The organism is Pseudomonas putida (assembly GCF_005080685.1).
In the GTDB taxonomy this organism is placed as follows: domain Bacteria; phylum Pseudomonadota; class Gammaproteobacteria; order Pseudomonadales; family Pseudomonadaceae; genus Aquipseudomonas; species Aquipseudomonas putida_V.
This window is the reverse complement of the sequence record NZ_CP039371.1, coordinates 1,240,748-1,261,710: the sequence shown is the minus strand read 5'-3', so window position 1 is coordinate 1,261,710 and position 20,963 is coordinate 1,240,748. Positions and strand designations below refer to the sequence as shown.

Here is a 20,963-nt window from a genome sequence, read left to right as displayed (position 1 = left end):
GCTTGCCGGCAATAGCCGGAAACACTTCACCTCCTCGCTACCTCCCTTCGTCTACCATTGAAACCCACCACCGTCCGCCCCATCTAAGCACCATAGTCATTCACGCAGGTGCCCCATGAGCGACCAGCAGGATTTCCCCGAACAACCCGACGAACACAGCACGGTCGATCACCTCGATGCCCAGGCCGGCCACGGCCACGCCCTCGCCCTGCCCGGCCAGCAGTTGCCGGACAAGGTCTACGTGATACCGATCCACAACCGCCCGTTCTTCCCGGCCCAGGTGCTGCCGGTGATCGTCAACGAAGAGCCCTGGGCCGAAACCCTCGACCTCGTGGCCAAGACCCCACACCACTCCCTCGCGCTGTTCTTCATGGACACTCCGCCAGAAGACCATCGCCATTTCGACACCTCCGCCCTGCCCGAGTACGGCACGCTGGTGAAGGTCCACCATGCCAGCCGTGAGAACGGCAAGTTGCAGTTCGTCGCCCAGGGCCTGACCCGGGTGCGCATCCGCACCTGGCTCAAGCATCACCGTCCGCCCTACCTGGTCGAGGTCGAGTACCCACGCGAGCCCGCCGAGCCTACCGACGAGGTCAAGGCCTACGGCATGGCCCTGATCAATGCGATCAAGGAGCTGTTGCCGCTCAACCCGCTGTATAGCGAAGAGTTGAAGAACTACCTCAACCGCTTCAGCCCCAACGACCCCTCGCCGCTCACCGACTTTGCCGCGGCGCTGACCTCGGCCACCGGCAACCAGTTGCAGGAAGTGCTCGACTGCGTGCCCATGCTCAAGCGCATGGAAAAGGTCCTGCCGATGCTGCGCAAGGAAGTCGAGGTCGCACGCCTGCAGAACGAGATTTCCGCAGAGGTCAACCGGCAGATCGGCGAGCACCAGCGCGAGTTCTTCCTCAAGGAACAGCTCAAGGTCATCCAGCAGGAACTGGGGCTGACCAAGGACGACCGCAGTGCCGACCTCGAGCAGTTCGAGCAGCGCCTGGCAGGCAAAACCCTGCCCGAGCAGGCGAAAAAACGCATCGACGAAGAAATGGGCAAGCTGGCGATCCTGGAAACCGGCTCCCCCGAGTACGCCGTTACCCGCAACTACCTGGAATGGGCCACGGCCCTGCCGTGGGGCGTGTATGGCGACGACAAGCTCGACCTCAAGCATGCGCGCAAGGTGCTCGACCAGCACCACGCGGGGCTGGATGACATCAAGGATCGCATTCTCGAATTCCTTGCCGTAGGTGCCTGGAAAGGCGAGATCAGCGGCTCCATCGTGCTGCTGGTCGGCCCGCCCGGCGTCGGCAAGACCAGCATCGGCAAGTCGATCGCCGAGTCGCTTGGCCGCCCGTTCTACCGCTTCAGTGTCGGCGGCATGCGCGACGAAGCCGAGATCAAGGGCCACCGTCGCACGTATATCGGTGCGCAACCCGGCAAGCTGGTGCAGGCGTTGAAGGAAGTCGAGGTGATGAACCCGGTGATCATGCTCGACGAGATCGACAAGATGGGCCAGAGCTACCAGGGCGACCCGGCCTCGGCCCTGCTCGAGACCCTGGACCCTGAGCAGAACGTCGACTTCCTCGACCACTACCTGGACCTGCGTCTGGACCTGTCGAAAGTGCTGTTCGTGTGCACCGCCAACACCCTCGACTCGATCCCCGGCCCCTTGCTCGACCGCATGGAAGTGATCCGCCTGTCCGGCTACATCACCGAGGAGAAGCTGGCCATCGCCAAGCGCCACCTGTGGCCCAAGCAACTGGTCAAGGCTGGCGTGGCAAAGACCAGCCTGAGCATCAGCGACAGCGCACTGCGCGCGGTGATCGAGGGCTACGCCCGTGAGGCCGGGGTTCGCCAACTGGAGAAACAACTCGGCAAACTGGTGCGCAAGGCGGTGGTCAAGCTGTTGGAGGAACCCGAAGCCAAGCTCAAGATCGGGCCCAAGGACCTCGAAGCGGCGCTCGGCATGCCGGTGTTCCGCAGCGAGCAGGTACTGGCCGGCAAAGGCGTGATCACCGGATTGGCCTGGACCAGCATGGGCGGTGCCACGCTGCCGATCGAGGCGACGCGAATCCACACCCTGAACCGTGGACTAAAGCTCACCGGCAAGCTCGGCGATGTGATGAAGGAATCTGCAGAAATCGCCTACAGCTATGTCAGCTCCAACCTCAAGCAGTTCGGTGGCGCGCCGGGCTACTTCAACGAGGCCTTCATCCACCTGCACGTGCCCGAGGGCGCTACGCCCAAGGACGGCCCGAGCGCCGGGGTGACCATGGCCAGTGCACTGCTGTCACTGGCACGTGACCAGGCGCCGAAAAAAGGCGTGGCCATGACCGGTGAGCTGACGCTCACCGGTCAGGTGCTGCCGATCGGCGGAGTGCGGGAGAAGGTGATCGCCGCCAAGCGGCAGAAGATCTACGAACTGATCTTGCCCGAGGCCAACCGTGGCGATTTCGAAGAGCTGCCCGATTACCTGCGAGAAGGCTTGACGGTGCACTTCGCCAAACGCTTCGCCGACGTGGCCAAGGTGTTGTTCTGATCGATCGCCGGCAAGCCGGCTCCTACAGGTACAGCGCTTCGGCGATTTTCCGTAGGAGCCGGCTTGCCGGCGATGAGGCCCTTGCCGAGCGCACAAAAACCAAGCGTCATCGGTTATCCTCAGGCCATCGTTTGCCTCCGGAGCCACCATGTCCGCCCCTCGCCTGCTCGTTCCCCTGAGCCTTGCCTTGCTGGCAGCCTGTGCCCAACAGCCGCAGAACAAACCCGCCGCACTGGATGCCGACAGCGAATGCCCAAAGCGCCTGCTGGTGGGCCAGATCGTTAACCTGACCCTGCCCAGCAACCCCTCCACCGGGTATCGCTGGCGGGTTCAGGACGCGGCCCCAGGTGTGCTGCGCAGCCTCGGCCCAGAAGTCTATGCCGCCCCCGAGGACAGCGGTCTGGTCGGTACCGCCGGCGAATCCACCTGGCGCTTCCTGGCCGAGGCGGCAGGTGACGGCCATCTGGTCCTGGTCTATCAACAACCCTGGGCCCCGGAAGTGCAACCGGTGCAGACCTTCGATTGCGAAGTCCGGGTACGCTGAGCGCAGGTCAAACCGCTTCGATCCGCCGACGCAGCGCCAGCAGATAGTCACGGGCCTCACCCAGAGCGGTGACCAAGTCATGTGGTTCGGTGGATCCCCGAATCGTGGACGAGACCGCCTGCCAGTGCACCGTGAACTTGCTGGCCTGCTCCAACCAAGGCTCGCGCAGCGCCAGCAGTTCACGTGCACCCACCAACTGCCCGCTCCTTGCCTGGGCAGCTTGCAGATGCCGTTGCAACTCCTGCAACAGCCGCTTTTGCTCCTCCAGTTGAGCGGCAAGCCGCCCCCGTGCATCCAACACATCGGAAAACCTGCGCCCTTGCTCAAGCAGGTCGAGGTTCTGGTTCAACTTTTCCAAGGCTGCCTTGACCAATCCCACGCTGAAGGTGGGATCGCTGAACGCGGACAGCATGACATCGATATCTTTTTCCAGGGGGATGAGGTTGCGCAGCGCCTTCTGTACCGAGGGTCGATCCAAGGTGTTTAGCAGCTCATCGACTTCGGACAAGCGCTTGCGCTGCGCGGCGATCAACTGCTCCTGGCGTTCCACCGCGGCGCGACTGCTGACGATGCGCTGATCGTTGTCCTCGGCTACCGCAGTGAGCGGGGGTGATCGGTAACGCGTCACGCGCTCGACCGCCTGGGCAATCTGTGCCATTTCCTCATTCAGGAACTGGCACGAACGAAGCAGGTCCTCCTCGGTCGCCGTCGAGGAGAATTCAAGGTCCAGATTTAACGCCACCAGCCCACTGATCACATTTTCCCGCAGAATATCGTTACCCCCCTGTATCAACCCTTTCAAATCGCGCAAACGCTCGCGAAGGGCCGGGACCATGCCGACAGTCTTGCTGTGATAAAGGTCGTTCAAGCGACTTTCGATAGACAGCATTGACCCCATGTCCGGTAGATCGTCTGCTTTGATATCCATGATTTATTCGTCTCCTTCAAGTTCGAGCGATGTGTTGAACAGCCGGGAAAGCTGGACCGAGATGTCCTGGATATTGTTCCAAGGCCTGATGACCCGCTCGAACGAAGTGACAAAGTGACGAAGCTCCAACTGGGTAGACACGCGCTCGGCTCTTCGGAAGGAATGTTCCACATAGGCTTCCAGGAGAATCCAGACATCTTCCAGATTCTTTGCCGCCACACTGACGTCAACCAGACGAAACTGTATGTCCAAAATATGCTCACCGATGGTTTCGAATCCACCGACGTCACCAATAAGCGCTTTGATGTCGCGGTCCACCTGCGCGCGTTGTTTAATCAGTTCGTTCTTTTCCTTTCTGACCTTTTCAGCTTTGGCGCCGAAGATGCCACCGGTCACGATGAGCCCGAAAGGGCCAAACGCCAAGCCGGAGAAGGAAACACCGACAAAGGTTTTGTATTGGCCCAACTTTAGTTGTATGGCCTCGTCCAACTCGGTAAGCGTCTGCTGCAGCTCGACCAGTTTTCCGGGAACGGAGTGGCTCTTGACATGCGCAAACAAGGCATCGGTCATGGGCTTGAGATTTTCGCTGATGTCATCGCCGAAGCGGTCGACAAGCGCCCTTATGTGTTGAATGTTGCTGCGCTGGTGCAGAACATCCTCTTTGATCAACGAGAGGTGGGCGTCGACCTGCTCGCGGAAGGTCTTGCCATCACCGTTCATGAAGGCCGCGCCACCCAGAGCCTTGCTGTCGACCTGGGCATTCCACGAGTCCATGGCCTTGATCTGCGCTATCAGTGCAGCGCCTTCCGTGATGATTGACTCGGCAAATACCTGCAAGCCGGCACCTAATTGCTTGCAGCCGTCTTCGATCGCATCCCAGGAGTTGGCATGCGCACGCAGATTGTCAAACAGCACTTTCACGTCGGCAACGTCGATCTGCAAGATGGCGAAGGCTCGGTTTGCCTCAATCTCCCGATGACTGGGCAAACGTCCAACGGCACGTTCATAACGTTTGATAGTTAATAGATTGTCCGAACTAAAAAGGAATGCCGGATCATTTTTCTTGTGATCGAACAGTTGACTGGGCACCAAGGCTGCGCGCTGCTCGCAGTCCAATTCTTCAAAGGCGAAGGACTTCCTAGGTGTTGCTCCATCCGACGCGAATAGCGCTGAATACTCAATACTTTCGCTTACCATACGATGCCTCTAATGGTTCAATAGACAGTGGACTACGTGAGCGACTTTAAACATGTCCACTGCGCTGGGAAGTCGGGATTATTACGATACCCGGGGAGAAAGATCGCCGTTCTCAGTCAGAGCTTTGATAAAGGGAAACAGTCCCCACCCCACGGCCCGTCGCATTGGTCCGATCATTAGGCAGCGATGGCGGGTTTTGGCTAGAATGGCGCCCCGTTTCCCAGCACGAGCGACACCGTGAGCAAGCAACCCGACCGCCTTTTCGCCCAGCCTCTGGAACAGGTGCCCGATTTCGTCTTCAACGAGGACGTGGTGCGCGTGTTCCCGGACATGATCAAGCGCTCGGTGCCCGGTTACCCGACCATCGTCGAGAACCTCGGCGTGCTCGCCTCCCGTTTCGCGCAACCGAACACCGCCCTCTATGACCTCGGCGCCTCGCTGGGCGCGGTGACCCAGTCGCTGCGCCGCCATGTACGCGCTGAAGGCTGCCGAGTGATCGCGGTGGACAACTCGGCCGCGATGGTCGAGCGCTGCCGGCAATACCTGGCCGCCCAGGACTCCATGTTCCAGGAACTGCTGCCAGTGGAAGTGCTGGAAGCCGATATCCTCGCCCTGCCCTTGCAACCGACCTCGGTGGTGGCAATGAACTTCACTCTGCAGTTCATCGCTCCAGACCAACGCTTGGCGTTGCTCGGTCGCATCCGCCAGGCGCTGCTGCCCGGTGGCGCACTGATCCTCTCGGAAAAACTGCGTTTTGCCGACGACGAAGAGCAGACCCTGCTCAATGAATTGCACCTGGACTTCAAGCGCGCCAATGGCTACAGCGAACTGGAAATCGCCCAGAAACGCAGCGCCATCGAGAACGTGATGAAGCCCGACACCCTCGACGCCCACAAGGAACGACTGCACGCCGCCGGTTTCAGCAAGGTGGTGCCATGGTTCCAATGCCTCAATTTCGCATCGCTGATAGCCCTGCCATGATCGATTTGTCTTCCCTGGTCCGCCGCCTGGCGGGCACCCCACTGGCTTCCTGGTCACAAGGCCTGCAAGCCCAACTCGACGCCAAGATGGAAAAAGGCCATGGCGACCTCGATCGCTGGCGCGGTGCGCTGGAGGCCCTGCCTTGCCTGCAACCGAGCGAGATCGACCTGGTCGATGGCCTGCGCCTGGACTGCGCTTGCGACGATGCCACCCGCGCGCAGATGCGCGAGGCGTTGATGGGCCTGTCGCCCTGGCGCAAGGGCCCGTTCGACCTGTTCGGCGTGCACGTCGACACCGAGTGGCGCTCGGACTGGAAATGGTCGCGGGTCAACCCGCACCTGAACCTCAAAGGCAAGCGTGTGCTCGATGTCGGCTGTGGCAACGGCTATTACCAGTGGCGCATGCTTGGCGCGGGGGCCGACATGGTCATCGGCGTCGACCCCAATTGGCTGTTCTTCTGCCAGTTCCAGGCCGTGCAGCAGTACTTGCCGGACTTGCCTGCCTGGCACCTGCCGTTCGCCCTTGAAGAACTGCCAGCCAACCTCGAAGGTTTCGACACGGTGTTCTCGATGGGTGTGTTCTACCATCGCCGCTCGCCGATCGAGCACCTGCTGGCGCTCAAGGACTGCCTGGTCAAGGGGGGTGAGCTGGTCCTGGAGACCCTGGTGATCGAAGGCGACGAGCAGCACGTGCTGGTGCCCGAGGACCGTTACGCGCAGATGCGCAACGTCTGGTACCTGCCGTCGGTTCCGGCGCTGGAGCGTTGGCTGCGGCGGGCGGGCTTCAGCGACGTACGCTGCGTGGACGTCAGCGTGACCAGTGTCGAGGAGCAGCGCAGCACCGAGTGGATGCGCTACCAGTCGCTGGGCGACTTCCTCGACCCCAACGACCACAGCAAGACCATAGAAGGCTTGCCGGCGCCACGTCGCGCTACCTTGCTGGCGCGCAAGTAGCGCCTGTGACCGGCAAGCGGCTCCTGCAGGAGCCGGCTTGCCGGCGCTGCGGCCTCAGCGCGAAGCCGCGACGATCAGCGCCTTCATTTCCGCCACCGCGGCCTTGAAGCCGACGAACAGCGCATGGGCCACCAGCGCGTGGCCGATGTTCAGCTCATTGATGCCCTTGATTGCCGCCACCGCCTCGACGTTGTGGTAATGCAGGCCGTGGCCCGCATTGACGATCAACCCCTGGCCCACGCCAAACGCCACGCCATCCTTGATGCGCTGGAGCTCCTCGACGACCTCGGTCGGCGTCTCGGCGTCGGCGTAGCGGCCGGTGTGCAACTCGATGGCTGGGGCACCGACACGGCGCGAGGCCTCGATCTGGCGCTCGTCGGCATCGATGAACAACGATACCTCGGCGCCGGTGCGCGCCAGGCGCTCGACCGCAGCCTTGATCCGCGCCTCCTGGCCGGCCACATCCAGGCCACCCTCGGTGGTCAGTTCCTGGCGGGTTTCGGGCACCAGGCAGATGTGCGCCGGGCGAATCTTCTCGGCGAAGGCCATCATTTCTTCGGTGACGCCCATCTCGAAGTTCATGCGGGTCTGCAGCACGTCCTTGAGCAGCAGCACGTCACGCTCCTGGATGTGCCGGCGGTCTTCGCGCAGGTGCACGGTAATGCCGTCGGCACCGGCTTCCTCGGCATCCAGGGCGGCCTTGACCGGGTCCGGGTAACGCGTGCCCCGGGCCTGGCGCAGCGTCGCCACGTGGTCGATGTTGACGCCAAGAAGCATGCGGTTGCTGTGAGTCACGAAAGGCTCTCCTGATGGTTTAGCGCTACAGGATACGACGTGCTCATCGCTTGCGAAACAGTTCCCGGCTGACCAGCGGTTTTGGCCCCAGATGCACTGCCAGTGCCTGGCGCATCAGGCGCTTGGCCGCGAGCAAGGCACCGGGGGCGTCCCAATCGGCCTGGGCCAGGGCCAACAGCTCGGTGCCCTTGAACAACCCCGGCTGCACCAGCTCGACGCGCTCAAGGCCAGCGTCGACCCGCAAGCGGTAGAGGCCGCCGGCATCCACGGGAAGGTCGTTGACGTCATGATCCAGGGCGAAGGCATAGCCCAGGTCGTCCAGCAGCCGCCACTCGAACGAGCGCAACAGCGGCTCCAGCGGCCGGCCGGCGGCCAGCGCCTGCAAGGTCAGGGTGTAGTGCTCGAACAAGGCAGGATGTGGGGCTTCGGCTGGCAGCAGGCGCATCAGCAGCTCGTTGAGGTACAGGCCGCTGAACAGCGCGTCGCCATGCAACCAGGCGGCAATGCCCTGGGTGTCCAGGCGCCCGACGTTCTTCAGCTCGCCGCGCCCGCGCAGCTCCACTTCCAGCGGCACGAAAGGTCGCACCAGGCTACCGCCCTTGCCCCTGGCGCGGCGCAGTACTGCACGTATCCGGCCTTGGGGCGTGAGGAAGTCCACCAGCGCGCTGGTTTCCTTGTAGGCGCGGCTGTGCAGCACATAGGCCGGCTGGGCGTCAGGTTGTTCCATGAAAGATCACTCGCCCGGGGGGAGACCGCACTTGGGCTGCTGTGCAGCCCATCGCCGGCAAGCCGGCTCCTACAGGTCGCCGTAGCCCAGCGAACGCAGGGCTCGCTCGTCGTCCGACCAGCCACCTTTGACCTTGACCCACAGGTTGAGCATGACCTTGGAGTCGAACAGCACTTCCATGTCCTTGCGCGCCTCGGAACCGATGCGCTTGATGCGCTCGCCCTTGTCACCGATGATGATCTTCTTCTGCCCGTCCCGCTCGACCAAGATCAGCGCATGAATGTGCAGCACATGGCCCTGCTGCTTGAACTCTTCGATTTCCACGGTGATCTGGTACGGAAGCTCGGCACCCAGCTGGCGCATGATCTTCTCGCGTACCAGTTCGGCGGCGAGGAAGCGGCTGCTGCGGTCAGTGATCTGGTCTTCCGGGAAGAAGTGATCGTTTTCTGGCAGGTGTTTGGCGATCTGCGCCTCGAGTGCCTCGAGATTGTGCCCCTGCTGCGCGGAAATCGGCATCACTTCAGCGTTCGGCAGTTGCTCTTGCAGCCACTGCAGGTGCGGGATCAATTCGGCTTTTTCTTCCATGCGATCAGTCTTGTTGACCGCGATGATGAGCGGACCGGTCACGTACTGAACCCGCTCGAGCACCAGTTGGTCCTCGTCCGTCCAGCGGGTCCGATCAACCACGAAGATCACCACGTCGACGTCCTTCAGGGCCGCCGAAGCGTTACGGTTCATGTAGCGGTTCAGGGCTTTGTCGTTGGCCTTGTGCATGCCGGGGGTATCGACATAGATCGCCTGCACGTCACCCTCGGTCTTGATGCCGAGCATGTTGTGGCGGGTGGTCTGCGGCTTGCGCGAGGTGATCGCCAGCTTCTGGCCGAGGATATGGTTGAGCAGCGTCGACTTGCCCACGTTGGGGCGGCCGACGATGGCCACGTAGCCGCAGCGGGTCGGATTGCTATCAGTCATTGCCATTCTCCACGCCCAGGGCGATCAATGCGGCGGCAGCGGCGACCTGCTCGGCGATACGCCGGCTGACGCCCTGGCCACGGCTCTTGTTGTTCAGCAGCACCACTTCGCATTCGACGAAGAAGGTACGGCAATGCGGTTCGCCCTGGATGTCCACCACCTCGTAGCGTGGCAGGTCGCAGCCGCGCGATTGCAGGAACTCCTGCAGGCGCGTCTTCGGGTCCTTGTTGGTGTCGACCAGGGTCAGGCCGTCGAACTCATTGGCCAGCCAGTCGAGGATGCGCTCGCGAGCGGTCTGCATGTCGGCATCCAGGTAAATGGCGCCGATTAGCGCCTCGAGAGCGTCGGCAAGGATCGACTCACGGCGGAAACCGCCGCTCTTGAGCTCGCCCGAGCCCAGGCGTAGGTATTCGCCAAGGTCGAAGCCACGCGCCAGGCGGGCCAGGGTCTCGCCCTTGACCAGGCGGGCACGCAGGCGCGACAACTGGCCTTCGCGGGCCTGCGGGAAACGCTCGAACAGCGCTTCGCCGGCCACGAAGTTGAGAATGGCATCACCGAGGAATTCCAGGCGCTCATTGTTGCGCCCGGCATAGCTGCGATGAGTCAGGGCCAGGAGCATCTGCTCCTGGTTCTTGAAGGTGTAACCGAGCTTGCGCTCAAGACGGGCAAGGGAAGCACTCATGCGGCCACCCGTGGGTTGTTCAACGCGTTGTTCAAATCAACATCCTGGAAGACTGTTTGGCTGTGGTCCACCGCATCGGGCGGCGGATCTCTCGATCCCTGAGAACACAGCCTATGTCAGAAATGCATTCGGCGCTGTCTGCTGGACAGCGCCGTTGGGTATCAATGGATCAGACCGACCCGTGACAGGTTGGGGAAGTGGCTGAGCTTGGGCTCTGGCCAACTCATCCAAACCGCGAAGGCCTTGCCGACGATGTTGCGGTCCGGAACCATGCCATGCAGCGCCTGGGGGATATTCGGATCGTCCCAATAGCGGCTGTCGTTGGAGTTGTCGCGGTTGTCGCCCATCATGAAGTAGTGGCCGGCCGGCACGGTCCATTGCTGGTCCGGCGGCATGCGATAACGGGTCATTTCCTTGCGGATCAGGTGCTCGGCCTCGCCCAGCTTCTCCTTGTACAGCTCGGCGCTGCCCAAGGTGCCCGGCTCGGCGCCGACCAGCTGCTCGGCGACCGCCTGGCCGTTGACGTACAACCGCTTGTCACTGGTATAGCGGATCTGGTCACCCGGCAGGCCGACTACACGCTTGATGTAGTTGACGTTGGGGTCGCTGGGATAGCGAAAGACCATCACGTCGCCGCGTTGCGGGTCACCCACCTCGATGACCTTCTTGTCGATCACCGGCAAGCGAATGCCGTACGAGAACTTGTTGACCAGAATGAAATCGCCCACTTCCAGGGTCGGTTTCATCGACCCCGAAGGGATCTGGAACGGTTCCACCAGGAACGACCGCAACACCAGCACGATGAACAGCACCGGGAAGAACGACTTGCCGTACTCGACCAGCAACGGCTCCTTGTTCAAGCGCTCGACCACGGCCATTTCTGGCTGGGTGACGCTGCCCTGGTAGTTGGCGACCGCCGCCCGCCGGCGCGGGGCCAGGAACAGCAGGTCGATCAAGCCCAACAGACCGCAGACGGCAACGGCGATGACTAGCAACAGCGGGAAATTTAGCGACATAGGACCTAGCTATCCAACCTGAGCACGGCGAGGAAGGCTTCTTGTGGAATTTCCACGTTGCCCACCTGTTTCATGCGTTTCTTACCGGCCTTCTGCTTTTCCAGCAACTTCTTCTTACGGCTGACGTCACCGCCGTAGCACTTGGCCAGTACGTTCTTTCTGAGCGCCTTGACGGTTGTACGCGCGATGATCTGGCCGCCAATGGCTGCCTGGATCGCCACATCGAACATCTGCCGAGGAATCAGTTCCTTCATCTTCTCGGTCAACGCACGGCCTTTGTAGGCCGCGTTGTCGCGGTGCACGATCAATGCCAGGGCATCGACCTTGTCGCCGTTGATCAGCACGTCCAGCTTGACCAGGTTGGCCGACTGGTAGCGATCGAAATGATAGTCCAGCGAAGCGTAGCCGCGGCTGGTGGACTTGAGGCGGTCGAAGAAGTCCAGTACCACCTCGTTCATCGGCATGTCGTAGCGCACCTGCACCTGGCTGCCGAGGAACTGCATGTCGCGCTGCACGCCACGTTTCTCGATGCACAGGGTGATGACGTTGCCCAGGTGCTCCTGCGGCACGAGGATGGTCGCAGTGACGATCGGCTCGCGGAAATCGGCCACGGCCGAGACGTCAGGCAGCTTCGACGGGTTGTCGACGGTGACGGTCTCGCCGGTCTTGAGCTCGATCTCGTAGATCACGCTTGGCGCGGTGGTGATCAGGTCCAGGTCGTACTCGCGCTCAAGGCGCTCCTGGATGATCTCCATGTGCAGCATGCCGAGGAAGCCGCAACGGAAGCCGAAGCCCAGGGCGTCGGAGCTTTCCGGCATGTACTGCAACGAGGAATCGTTGAGCGTCAGCTTCTGCAAGGCGTCGCGGAAATCTTCGAAATCGTCGGAGCTGACCGGGAACAGGCCTGCGTAGACCTGCGGCTGGATCTTCTTGAAGCCCGGCAGCACTTCGACCTCAGGGGTCGTGGACAGGGTCAGGGTGTCACCGACCGGCGCACCATGGATGTCCTTGATGCTGGCAATGATGAAGCCCACTTCGCCGGCTTTGAGGTCGGCAGTCTGGGTGTGCTTGGGGGTGAACACACCGACGCTGTCGACCAGGTGCACCTTGCCGGTGGACTTGACCAGGATCTTGTCGCCTTTCTTGACGCGGCCGTGACGCACGCGCACCAAGGAAACGACGCCCAGGTAGTTGTCGAACCAGGAGTCGATGATCAGCGCCTGCAATGGCGCTTCGATATCGCCCTCAGGGGACGGGATGGTCTGCACCAGGCGCTCGAGCACCTCGTCGACGCCCATGCCGCTCTTGGCGCTGCAGGCCACGGCGTCGGTGGCGTCGATGCCGATGATCTTCTCGATCTCGTCCTTGACGCGGTCCGGGTCGGCCTGGGGCAGGTCCATCTTGTTCAGCACCGGCATCACCTCGAGGCCTTGCTCGATGGCGGTATAGCAGTTGGCGACCGATTGCGCCTCGACGCCCTGGCCGGCATCCACCACCAGCAGCGCGCCTTCACAGGCCGCCAGCGAACGCGATACTTCATAGGTGAAGTCGACGTGGCCGGGGGTATCGATGAAGTTCAACTGGTAGGTCTTGCCGTCCTGCGCCTTGTAGTTGAGCGTGACGCTGTGGGCCTTGATGGTGATCCCGCGCTCACGCTCCAGGTCCATGGAGTCGAGCACCTGGGCTTCCATTTCGCGCGCCGTCAGGCCACCGCACATCTGGATGAAACGGTCGGCCAGCGTCGACTTGCCATGGTCGATGTGGGCGATGATGGAGAAATTGCGGATATGACTCAAATCACTCACAGATCAACACTCGAAAAGGCTGCGAGCCGGACGCCCGCCGAAAAATAGCCGGGAATTGTACCTCAAGCTTCAGGGTTATGGGAGATTCCTCGATCGGCTGTCCATTAACGTTTCGTCACGGCAAACAAGGGGTTTCATGAAAAAGGGCAGCCGAAGCTGCCCTTTTCTTACTTCAATACCAGCTTATTCAGCCAGTTTGAAGGTGATGAAGCTTGCACGGCCCTGACGCAGGACACGCATGGACACCGAACGGTTCTTCGGCAGCTCCTTGGCGATCTCGGTGAACTGCTTGGCCGAGGCGATCGCCTGGTTGTTCAGGTGGCTGATGACATCACCCGGACGCAGGCCGATCAATGCCGCAGGGCCTTCCTGGACCTCCTTGATGACCACACCACCCTTGAGCTCGAGCGATTTCTTCTGGTCGTCGGTCAGGTCGGTCACCGAAACACCCAGACGGTTGCTGCTACGCTCTGCGCCACTCTGGGCACCAGAAGCGATATCGGCGTCGTCGTCCGGCAGTGCGCCAACGGCGACGTCCAGATTCTGGCGCTTGCCATTGCGGATGATCTCGAGCTTGGCCTTGTCGCCGTCCTTGAGGCTGCCCACCAGGTGCGGGAGGTCGGCGGACATGACGATCGGCTGGCCGTTCATGCTCAGGATCACATCACCCACCTGCAGGCCACCCTTGGCTGCCGGGCCACCTTCGAGCACCTGGGCGACCAGTGCGCCAGCAGGCTTGTCGAGGCCGAACGATTCAGCCAGGTCCTTGTTGACCTCCTGGATCACCACGCCCAGCCAGCCACGGCTGACCTTGCCGTCCTTTTTCAACTGGTTGGAAACGTCCAGCGCCACGTCGATCGGGATGGCAAACGACAGGCCCATGAAGCCGCCGGAACGGGTGAAGATCTGCGAGTTGATCCCCACGACCTCGCCCTTCATGTTGAACAGCGGGCCACCGGAGTTACCCGGGTTGATCGCCACGTCGGTCTGGATGAACGGCACGTAGGTGTCGTTGGGCAAGGTACGGCCCTTGGCACTGACGATACCTTTGGTCACCGAATGGTCGAAGCCAAACGGCGAACCGATGGCCAGCACCCATTCACCGACCTTAAGTTTTTCCGAATCGCCGAGCTTCACGGTCGGCAGATTCTTGCCATCGACCTTGAGCAGGGCCACGTCGGTGCGCGGATCGGTGCCGACCAGCTTGGCCTGCAGCTCGCTGCGGTCCGACAGGCGGACGATGATCTCGTCGGCATCGGCCACGACGTGATTGTTGGTCAGCACATAGCCATCGCTGGAGATGATGAAGCCCGAGCCCAGCGACTGGGCTTCACGCTGGCGATCGCCACGCGGCGAGCGGGGCTGCTGCGGAATGTTGCGCTCGAAGAACTCGCGGAACATCGGCGGCAGGCCTTCGAGGTCAGGCATCTGCCCGCCGGCGAGGCGGTCTGGCAGCTTTTGCTTGGTACTGATGTTGACCACGGCCGGCGAGGCCTGCTCGACCAGGGTGGTGAAGTCCGGCAGGGCTTCGTCGGCCTGGGCAGTGAGCACCTGACCGAGCATGAGCACGGCGGCGAACATCGACAGATAGGATTTCAAGCGTGGTATTGACATACGGCTCCCGTCACAACGAGCGTAGTTAGCAGTTAAGCCCCTGCAAATGCAGGAAAGGCCAGACTCCGAGAAGCCTGACCTATAGAAAATTTGGCGAAGGATTGCAAATGACAATGCTTTAATTTCATTTCAGCCACGGGTCTCCGAGACTTGGCACGGCTGAAAAAAGGCGCACCGTTACTGGCGCGCCTGGCTATCCTGGGGCCGCATCGACAGTGCTACGCGCTCGGCAGTACCCAAGGGTACCTCGCCCACCACGGTGACCATCACCTTGCCCTTGGGCGTATTCAGGTGCCGCGAGACCGCTGCGGTCGGGCCAAGCTGGGTGCGGGTGTCAGTGCCCACATCGCCGCTGATGGGCTCGAGGAACACCGAGAACCGGGTCAGGCCGTCGTCGTACATCAAGCTGCTCACGGTGCTACCGCGCTCGCTGTCGCGACGCACCGAGCTGTTGATCAGCTCGAAACCCGGCGGCAGCCAGTCCGAACGCCAGCCGACCACGCTTTCCCCGGCAGGCTGACTGCCCCGCTCCACCGGCTTGCAGGCCGCACTGGCATGCAGGTCGGCATCGCTTGGCACGTCATCGGTGTCCAGGCGAGTCATCTGGAAGCGCTCGAGCAACTGCCCCTTGTCGTTGAGCATCAACGAGCGCAACGGCAGCCCGGTGCGGCGGTCGAGGTGCAACTCGAAGCCATAGCGGTGCTGGTCGCGCGGAGTCAGGGTGACGATCACCGCATCGCGGTCGGCCACCCTGGACTTGCCGGCTACGCTCAGGTCGTACCAACTCATCAGCTTGAGGGGATCGAGAACACGCGGCGCCGAATTCGACGGCGCGGCGCCAGCCAGATCACTGGCCAACGCCCCGCTCACGCATTGCACCTTGCCATCCACGCGCACCACTTCCTGGGCGGCGCCATCGAGCTGCAGGAGCCGCTCGCTGACCTTGCCGTCCTGGACGCGATGCCAGATATCGTGGGAAGAAAAGCTGCCGTTACGTTCGTAGACGAAGGAGCCTTGGTAACTCTGTTTTTGCTCGGCCTGTGCCAGCTTGTTCAGCCATTCGCTCGCCTCTGGCGAGGAATTGGCCGCCAACGCTGGCACCGTCATGCAGCTGCCTAGCAGCAGCGACAGGAGAGGTAGCGCGCGCATGGTCCTCCTTACTTAACGGTTTTCCAGGCTGGCGGCGCGTGCGTAGGGCAGAGCGGTTTCGGTGCCCTTGAGCGCGGATTCCTGGGCGTGTTGGCGCAGGTAGCCTGGCAGGCGTTGATCCCAGCCGGCCTGGTTCTGCAGCACGCCGTTGGCCATCGGCCCGGTCGGTTGCTCACTGCTCTCACTATAGCCTGCCAATACGGCTGGGCCTTGGCTTTGTGGCATGCTCAGGCCTTGTTGGGCAGGCTGCTGGGAAGCCAGCTCGGCACCGGTGATTTCGTCCTGGTTGTACATGCGCACACCCGCCAGCACCGCAACGGTCACCGAGGCGGCAACGGCCAGGCGGCCAATGCTGCGCCACGGGCCCTGCTTGGCCTTGGCCGGCACGGCCTCATCGGCCAGTGCAGCGGATACTGCCGAGGCGATATCCAGTTTAGGCAGCAGCAGTTCCTTGTGCATGGCTGCGCGAGCGACCTGGTAACGCGACCAGGTGGCACGGGTTTCGGCATCGTCGGCTGCATTGAGCACCCGACGCAATTCCAGTTCGTCCGCTTCGTTATCCATTACCGCGGACAGCGATTCCTGCAAAGCTTCACGACTCATGGCGGTTCCTCTCTTGGCTGTCGCCGCTGTCTCAGGTTTCCTGCAACAGAGGCTGCAGGGCTTTGTCTATGGCCTCCCGAGCGCGGAAGATTCGAGAGCGCACGGTACCCACCGGACATTGCATGACACTGGCAATGTCTTCGTAACTCAACCCATCGAACTCACGCAGGGTCAATGCCGTGCGCAGGTCTTCGGGCAGTTGCTGGATGGTGCGATGGACGGTGCCTTCGATTTCATCCCGCAACAACGAGCGCTCTGGGGACTCGAGATCCTTGAGACCATGATCGCCGTCGTAAAACTCCGCATCCTCGGAGCTCACATCACTGTCAGGTGGCCGTCTTCCACGGGACACCAGGTAGTTCTTCGCCGTGTTGATGGCGATGCGGTACAGCCAGGTATAAAACGCGCTGTCACCGCGGAAATTGCCAAGCGCACGGTATGCCTTGATAAAGGCTTCCTGCGCCACATCCTGGGCTTCGTGGGTGTCGTGAACGAACCGCACGATCAACCCCAGAATCTTGTGCTGATACTTCAGCACCAACAGATCGAACGCTCGCCGATCGCCGCGCTGCACGCGCTCGACCAGCTGCTGATCCTCTTCCTGGGTTAGCATGAACACTCCTCAATGAACCTGAAGGAGCGTTGCAACAGCCATCGTTCAGGCTTGCAAACATAGACTCGGGCTTTGCGCAAAAGTTCTCCCCTCCAAGCAAGTTTCCTGCGGCCCTTGGTCGGCTCGCACGGAAGACGCGGCGCGGTCAGGACCGCCGGCGTCGATAATCAGGTTTCGAATACGCGGGTGCCAGCCCGGATAGAGCTGCCGCCCTGCGTCGCCGTGGCAATGTGCCGGCATGCGGGCAGCCTTCATAGGATTTCCGGGGCTGTCGGAAAGTTCCCACGAAGATTGCTTCGCCTTGCAGGCGGCATGGAAATTGGCCACCTGAGGCTGCTATAAAGGCAACCCGGCCAGCATTCACGATAGTTTCACATTGCCATCGGCGCGTGACTATTGTGCCGCGCCCCCTCCGAAGATTACTAGTGTCCCGACATGAGCCAACAATTCCAACATGATGTCCTGGTGATCGGCAGCGGTGCAGCCGGTCTCAGCCTGGCACTGAACCTCCCCAGCCACCTGCGCGTCGCGGTCCTGAGCAAGGGCGACCTGGCCAACGGCTCGACCTTCTGGGCCCAGGGCGGCGTCGCCGCGGTGCTGGACGACACCGACACCGTGCAATCACATGTCGAGGACACCCTCAATGCCGGCGGCGGCCTGTGCGACGAGCAGGCGGTGCGCTTCACCGTGGAACACAGCCGCGAGGCGATCCAGTGGCTGATCGAGCAGGGTGTGCCGTTCACCCGTGACGACCGGCACAGCGTCGATGATGGCGGCTTCGAGTTCCACCTCACCCGCGAAGGCGGCCACAGCCACCGGCGCATCATCCATGCCGCCGACGCGACCGGCGCGGCGATCTTCAACACCCTGCTGGCCAAGGCCCGCCAGCGCGCCAACATCGAGCTGCTGGAACAACGCGTGGCCGTCGACCTGATCACCGAGCGGCGCCTGGGCCTGCCGGGCGAGCGCTGCCTCGGGGCCTACGTGCTGGACCGCAACACGGGTGAAGTGGACACCTTCGGCGCACGCTTCACCGTGCTGGCCACCGGTGGCGCAGCCAAGGTCTACCTCTATACCAGCAATCCCGACGGCGCCTGTGGCGATGGCATCGCCATGGCCTGGCGTGCCGGCTGCCGGGTGGCGAACCTTGAGTTCAACCAGTTCCACCCGACCTGCCTGTACCATCCGCAGGCCAAGAGTTTCCTGGTGACCGAGGCCCTGCGCGGCGAAGGCGCGTTGCTGCGCCTGCCCAACGGCGAACGCTTCATGCCGCGTTTCGACCCACGTGAGGAACTGGCGCCACGCGATATCGTCGCACGTGCCATCGACCACGAAATGAAGCGCCTGGGCGTCGATTGCGTGTATCTCGACATCACCCACAAGCCGGCCGACTTCATCAAGCAGCACTTCCCAACGGTCTACGAACGCTGCCTGGGCTTTGGCATCGATATCACCCGCCAGCCGATTCCGGTGGTACCTGCCGCGCACTACACCTGCGGCGGCGTGATGGTCGACGATCGCGGCCACACCGACGTGCCCGGCCTGTATGCGATCGGCGAGACCAGTTTCACCGGCCTGCACGGCGCCAACCGCATGGCCAGCAATTCGCTGCTCGAATGTTTCGTCTACGGCCGCGCTGCCGCCGCCGACATCCAGGCCTGCCTGGACCAGGTCCAGATGCCCAAGGCCTTGCCGTGCTGGGACGCGAGCCAGGTGACCGACTCGGACGAGGACGTGATCATCGCGCACAACTGGGACGAACTGCGGCGCTTCATGTGGGACTACGTGGGTATCGTGCGTACCAGCAAGCGCCTGCAACGCGCCGAGCACCGCGTTCGCCTGCTGCTGGACGAGATCGACGAGTTCTACAGCAACTACAAGGTCAGCCGTGACCTGATCGAACTGCGCAACCTGGCGCAGGTGGCGGAACTGATGATTCGCTCGGCGATGCAGCGCAAGGAAAGCCGTGGGCTGCACTACACCCTGGATTATCCGGGGATGCTCGAGGAAGCCAGGGACACCATTCTCAGCCCGGTGTGACGGCGGCCCAGCGCCTGCGGCTGAATTTCAGCCTGACCCGCAGGCGTCGGTGCTGCTCCGCCTCCAGGGCATCGGCCGGCACGCACTGGCTTTGGGCAAACCAGCGCCCGGCCCTGACGTAGCGCAACACCACCAATCCTGGTAACGCCACGCTGTCGCGGCACAAGCGCACCGGTTGCCAGCCCAGCGCCCGGCTGAATACCCACCAGCCATGCGCATCCCGACGCAGGCCAGTCACGGCGTGCGCATGGGTGAGTACGATACGGTTGGGGATAGCCCAGCGGGCGTGGACGATGCAGGTTGCAGCGAGCGCGAGGGACAGCCACCCAGGCAGCGCACTGACCCACAACGTCAGCATCGCCAGGGCCTGGCAGCTCAGGTAGGCCGTCAGCAGCAGGCGCGAGCCTTGCCAACGGCACTGGAAGCATTCACTTGGGCTGGACACGATCCAGGATGATGCGGACCATGCGCTGCAGCTCCGGGTCTTCGGACTCGGTGCGCTCCATGAACCAGCCGAACATGTCCTGGTCTTCGCAGGCCAGCAGCCGAATGTACAGTTCACGGTCCGCTTCGCTCAGGCTCGGGTAGACCTCCTGGGTGAAAGGCACCAGCAGCACGTCCAGCTCCAGCATGCCGCGGCGGCTGTGCCAGAAAAGCCGGTTGAGTTCAGTTTGTTCGACCATGGGGCCCTCCTCGAATAGGTCGCGCAGTATACCAAGCGGCGAACGCAGCGGCACAAGGCGTTGGTCTAGTCACCTACCTATTTTGTTACCAGCGTTCTATGATGGCCACCAGTCTTTAAGCCACCGCGATGACCCATGGCCGATTCCGCTTTCTACAGCCCCCTGTCCCACGAGGGCATCCTCGCCGTCCGCGGCTCGGACGCCGGCAAGTTCCTGCAGGGTCAGCTGACCTGCAACATCAACTACCTGAGCCTCGAGCACGCCAGCCTCGGCGCCCGTTGCATGGTCAAGGGGCGGATGCAATCGAGCTTCCGCATCCTGCCCGAGGGCAACGGCTACCTGCTGGCCATGGCCAGCGAGTTGCTCGAAGCGCAACTGGCCGACCTGAAGAAATACGCCGTGTTCTCCAAGGCCACGCTGACCGATGAAAGTGCCGCCTGGGCCCGCTTCGGCCTGCAGCATGGCGAGGCGGCGTTGCAGGCGCTGGGCCTGCCGGCACCTGCCGAGGCCGGGGCCACGGTGCGTAACGCCGGGCTCATCGCGATCGCCGTATCGCCAGGGCGCGTCGAACTGTGGGTACCTGCCGAACAGGCCGACGCCGTACGCGCAACCCTGGCTACCACACTGGAGGAGGCCAGCCTGAACCTGTGGTTGCTGGGCCAGGTCCGCGCCGGTATCGGCCAGGTCATGGGGCCGACCCGCGAGCTGTTCATCCCGCAGATGATCAACCTGCAGGCCGTTGACGGCGTGAGCTTCAAGAAAGGCTGCTATACCGGCCAGGAAATCGTCGCCCGCATGCAGTACCTGGGCAAGCTCAAGCGTCGGCAGTACCGGCTGGCCCTGGAGCAGCAGGAGGTGCCGACGCCTGGCACGGAGATCTTCTCGCCCACCCATGGCTCCTCGGTCGGCGAAGTGGTCCTGGCCGCCAGTGCCGGCCAGGGCTGCGAATTGCTTGCCGTGCTCAGTGCCGAAGCCGTGGCCGACGACAACCTGCACCTGGGTAGCCTGGGAGGCCCGCGCCTGGAGGTGCTGAGCCTGCCTTACGAACTGGATCGCGACCGGGAAATCCAGCGCTGACCCCTCTGCCCCGCTGCCTGGCGGGGCCGCACCACCATTGCCGTAGAG

General features: G+C 62.5%; 20 protein-coding genes. 6 read left to right on the top strand and 14 right to left on the bottom strand.

The genetic code is table 11. The features are described 5' to 3' along the window. The first annotated feature begins 115 nt into the window (after nt 1-115). Nucleotides 116-2,536 (top strand): endopeptidase La, encoded by a 2,421-nt coding sequence (gene lon / locus E6B08_RS06140; RefSeq protein ID WP_136913209.1) that lies wholly within the window; start codon nt 116-118, stop codon nt 2,534-2,536. 148 nt (nt 2,537-2,684) lie between these two features. Next, nucleotides 2,685-3,080, top strand: coding sequence for a protease inhibitor I42 family protein (locus E6B08_RS06135; protein WP_136913208.1), 396 nt, complete (start codon nt 2,685-2,687; stop codon nt 3,078-3,080). 7 nt (nt 3,081-3,087) lie between these two features. Here E6B08_RS06135 and E6B08_RS06130 read toward each other — a convergent pair whose 3' ends face one another. Further along, nucleotides 3,088-4,008, bottom strand: a complete 921-nt coding sequence (locus E6B08_RS06130) for an alpha-xenorhabdolysin family binary toxin subunit B (RefSeq protein ID WP_136913207.1) — start codon at nt 4,006-4,008, stop codon at nt 3,088-3,090. 3 nt (nt 4,009-4,011) lie between these two features. Further along, nucleotides 4,012-5,205, bottom strand: a complete 1,194-nt coding sequence (locus E6B08_RS06125) for an alpha-xenorhabdolysin family binary toxin subunit A (protein WP_136913206.1) — start codon at nt 5,203-5,205, stop codon at nt 4,012-4,014. A 237-nt stretch (nt 5,206-5,442) separates the two neighbouring features. On the opposite strand from E6B08_RS06125, the gene cmoA reads away from it, so the two are divergent. Further along, nucleotides 5,443-6,186 (top strand): carboxy-S-adenosyl-L-methionine synthase CmoA, encoded by a 744-nt coding sequence (gene cmoA, locus E6B08_RS06120; RefSeq protein ID WP_136913205.1) that lies wholly within the window; start codon nt 5,443-5,445, stop codon nt 6,184-6,186. Further along, the gene (gene cmoB / locus E6B08_RS06115) at nt 6,183-7,139 is read left to right on the top strand and encodes a tRNA 5-methoxyuridine(34)/uridine 5-oxyacetic acid(34) synthase CmoB (RefSeq protein ID WP_136913204.1); all 957 of its coding nucleotides are present in this window, start codon (nt 6,183-6,185) and stop codon (nt 7,137-7,139) included. Before cmoA ends, cmoB begins: the two co-directional genes overlap by 4 nt. Before the next feature lie 54 nt (nt 7,140-7,193). Here cmoB and pdxJ read toward each other — a convergent pair whose 3' ends face one another. From pdxJ to rpoE, 10 genes are all read right to left on the bottom strand, one after another. Then, nucleotides 7,194-7,916 (bottom strand): pyridoxine 5'-phosphate synthase, encoded by a 723-nt coding sequence (gene pdxJ / locus E6B08_RS06110; protein ID WP_416194388.1) that lies wholly within the window; start codon nt 7,914-7,916, stop codon nt 7,194-7,196. A gap of 61 nt (nt 7,917-7,977) precedes the next feature. Further along, nucleotides 7,978-8,661 (bottom strand): DNA repair protein RecO, encoded by a 684-nt coding sequence (gene recO, locus E6B08_RS06105; protein WP_136913202.1) that lies wholly within the window; start codon nt 8,659-8,661, stop codon nt 7,978-7,980. Nucleotides 8,662-8,730: 69 nt separating this feature from the next. Beyond that, nucleotides 8,731-9,633, bottom strand: coding sequence for a GTPase Era (era, locus tag E6B08_RS06100; protein WP_136913201.1), 903 nt, complete (start codon nt 9,631-9,633; stop codon nt 8,731-8,733). Then, nucleotides 9,626-10,315 carry a ribonuclease III gene (rnc, locus tag E6B08_RS06095; protein WP_136913200.1) on the bottom strand — a complete coding sequence of 230 codons (690 nt, stop codon included), beginning with the start codon at nt 10,313-10,315 and terminating at the stop codon, nt 9,626-9,628. Before rnc ends, era begins: the two co-directional genes overlap by 8 nt. A gap of 161 nt (nt 10,316-10,476) precedes the next feature. Further along, on the bottom strand, nt 10,477-11,331 hold the full coding sequence (gene lepB, locus E6B08_RS06090; RefSeq protein WP_136913199.1) for a signal peptidase I: 855 nt from the start codon (nt 11,329-11,331) through the stop codon (nt 10,477-10,479). A 5-nt stretch (nt 11,332-11,336) separates the two neighbouring features. Then, complete coding sequence (lepA, locus tag E6B08_RS06085) at nt 11,337-13,136, bottom strand: translation elongation factor 4 (protein ID WP_136913198.1); 1,800 nt, start codon at nt 13,134-13,136, stop codon at nt 11,337-11,339. A 183-nt stretch (nt 13,137-13,319) separates the two neighbouring features. Then, nucleotides 13,320-14,717 carry a DegQ family serine endoprotease gene (locus E6B08_RS06080; protein ID WP_416194387.1) on the bottom strand — a complete coding sequence of 466 codons (1,398 nt, stop codon included), beginning with the start codon at nt 14,715-14,717 and terminating at the stop codon, nt 13,320-13,322. A gap of 210 nt (nt 14,718-14,927) precedes the next feature. Next, nucleotides 14,928-15,899, bottom strand: coding sequence for a MucB/RseB C-terminal domain-containing protein (locus E6B08_RS06075; protein ID WP_136913196.1), 972 nt, complete (start codon nt 15,897-15,899; stop codon nt 14,928-14,930). Nucleotides 15,900-15,911: 12 nt separating this feature from the next. Then, complete coding sequence (locus E6B08_RS06070) at nt 15,912-16,502, bottom strand: sigma-E factor negative regulatory protein (protein ID WP_136913195.1); 591 nt, start codon at nt 16,500-16,502, stop codon at nt 15,912-15,914. Nucleotides 16,503-16,533: 31 nt separating this feature from the next. After that, on the bottom strand, nt 16,534-17,115 hold the full coding sequence (rpoE, locus tag E6B08_RS06065) for an RNA polymerase sigma factor RpoE (RefSeq protein ID WP_003252049.1): 582 nt from the start codon (nt 17,113-17,115) through the stop codon (nt 16,534-16,536). A 435-nt stretch (nt 17,116-17,550) separates the two neighbouring features. On the opposite strand from rpoE, the gene nadB reads away from it, so the two are divergent. Continuing rightward, the gene (gene nadB / locus E6B08_RS06060; protein ID WP_136913194.1) at nt 17,551-19,155 is read left to right on the top strand and encodes an L-aspartate oxidase; all 1,605 of its coding nucleotides are present in this window, start codon (nt 17,551-17,553) and stop codon (nt 19,153-19,155) included. On the opposite strand, the gene E6B08_RS06055 is transcribed toward nadB, so the two are convergent. Then, entirely contained in the window at nt 19,142-19,600 is a 459-nt protein-coding gene (locus tag E6B08_RS06055; RefSeq protein WP_136913193.1) for a protein YgfX, read from the bottom strand. The two genes, nadB and E6B08_RS06055, sit on opposite strands and share 14 nt — an antisense overlap. Continuing rightward, on the bottom strand, nt 19,584-19,838 hold the full coding sequence (locus E6B08_RS06050; RefSeq protein ID WP_136913192.1) for a succinate dehydrogenase assembly factor 2: 255 nt from the start codon (nt 19,836-19,838) through the stop codon (nt 19,584-19,586). The genes E6B08_RS06055 and E6B08_RS06050 overlap by 17 nt, the downstream gene beginning before the upstream one ends. A gap of 135 nt (nt 19,839-19,973) precedes the next feature. On the opposite strand from E6B08_RS06050, the gene E6B08_RS06045 reads away from it, so the two are divergent. Then, nucleotides 19,974-20,915 carry a YgfZ/GcvT domain-containing protein gene (locus tag E6B08_RS06045; RefSeq protein ID WP_136913191.1) on the top strand — a complete coding sequence of 314 codons (942 nt, stop codon included), beginning with the start codon at nt 19,974-19,976 and terminating at the stop codon, nt 20,913-20,915. Nucleotides 20,916-20,963: the final 48 nt, after the last annotated feature.